A 1,476-nucleotide genomic window follows, 5' to 3' on the forward strand; every position below is an offset into this window, starting at 1 on the left:
CGGTGGGCGACTGGGTGTTGGACTTTTTCGCGGGCAGCGGCGCCACAGGCGAGGCAGCCGCGCGTCTGGGGCGACGCTTTGTGCTGATTGACAACCATCCCGACGCGATACGGATTATGGCGGAGCGACTGGCGTTTGCAGGGGCGGAGGTGGTGGGGCTGAAGGATCTGGCAGGATAGACGGTGGCTTTCGCTAACTCCTAAGTGCGTGATTCGTCAATCCTGTACAGGAGGCAGCGATATGAGAAGGCACATGGTCTGTGCGGTAATGGGCGCGATCATGGCGACGGCGGGTTGGTCGCAATCGCTTACTTGGCTGGATACGCAGTTTAACCCGTTAACGGTACCTTTGGGCGTCTCGGCGGACGGCTCTGTGGTTGTGGGTATGACGGAGAGCTTTCCGCAGCAATCCCGCGCATTCCGTTGGACGCGAGCGTTGGGGACACAATACCTTGGCACACTGGGCGGCAACGCGAGTGTTGCCTACGGCGTCTCGGCGAACGGTTCTGTGGTGGTCGGCTGGGCGCACGATGTAAACGGGCAGCGACGCGCGTTCCGCTGGACGGTGGCAACGGGGATGGTAGACCTTGGCGCGCTGGGCGGCGACCAGAGTGAGGCGCGCGGCGTCTCGGCAGATGGCTCGGTCGTGGTGGGCTGGGCGCACAACGGGGCTGGTGAGCGACGCGCCTTCCGCTGGACGGCGCAGACGGGGATGATTGACCTTGGCACGCTGGGCGGCGCAGAGAGCGAGGCGTGGGCGGTTTCGGCGGACGGCTCGGTCGTGGTGGGCATCGCGCAAGATGCTACAGGCGAATGGCGTGGCTTCCGCTGGACGGCGCAGACAGGCATGATCGCGCTGGGCACACGCCCCTTCTCCCCCAGCGGGTCGCTCGATGTCTCCGCAGACGGCTCGGTCGTCGTCGGTACCCCCATGCGTGGCATCTCGCCTGCCTTCCGCTGGACGGAGGCGACAGGGATGATCGATCTCCCCCGACCGTCAGGCGCTTCGGCAAGTGTTGCCCATGGCGTTTCAGGGGATGGCAACATCGTGGTCGGTGGGGTCGATCTCATGGGACGCGCCTTCCGCTGGCGCGCCTCAGGCGAGATGGACGACCTGAATAGCACCTACGCGAACCTGATTGGGGGCGGGGCTACGCTTTTGCTGGCTACGGATGTTTCTCCCGATGGGCGCTATATCGTAGGGGTCGGCATGCGCGGCGTGTACGAAGGCTTCCTGCTGGATACAGGCTTCCCGCGGCGTGGGGATGTTGACCGCAACGGCTGCGTGGACGACGCCGACTTGCTGCGGGTGCTGTTTGCGTTCGGCGGGCGCGGCTACCGCAACGAAGACCTCAACTGGGACGGCATCATAGACGACGCGGACTTGCTGCAGGTGCTGTTTAACTTTGGCAGTGGGTGTTAGCCCTCACCCCCAGCCCCTCTCCCACGCTGTGGGAGAGGGGTGTAGGGGCGCACG

Annotated in this window: 2 protein-coding genes; both read left to right on the top strand. The window is 64.9% G+C overall.

Annotated elements, in window-relative coordinates; translation table 11 throughout:
• Window positions 1-14: 14 nt before the first annotated feature.
• Window positions 15-179 carry a DNA methyltransferase gene (locus tag NW852_RS03025; RefSeq protein WP_414426456.1) on the top strand — a complete coding sequence of 55 codons (165 nt, stop codon included), beginning with the start codon at window positions 15-17 and terminating at the stop codon, window positions 177-179.
• Window positions 180-267: 88 nt separating this feature from the next.
• Window positions 268-1,422 (top strand): hypothetical protein, encoded by a 1,155-nt coding sequence (locus tag NW852_RS03030; RefSeq protein ID WP_414426455.1) that lies wholly within the window; start codon window positions 268-270, stop codon window positions 1,420-1,422.
• The last annotated feature ends 54 nt before the right edge of the window (window positions 1,423-1,476 follow it).

Origin of the sequence: Synechococcus sp. H60.1 (assembly GCF_047462335.1) — a bacterium.
Classification (GTDB): Bacteria; Cyanobacteriota; Cyanobacteriia; order Thermostichales; family Thermostichaceae; genus Thermostichus.

Bases quoted from the DNA above. Each gene is read 5' to 3' on its own strand.
- NW852_RS03030 (WP_414426455.1), top strand. From the start codon at position 268: ATGGGCGCGATCATGGCGACGGCGGGTTGGTCGCAATCGCTTACTTGG.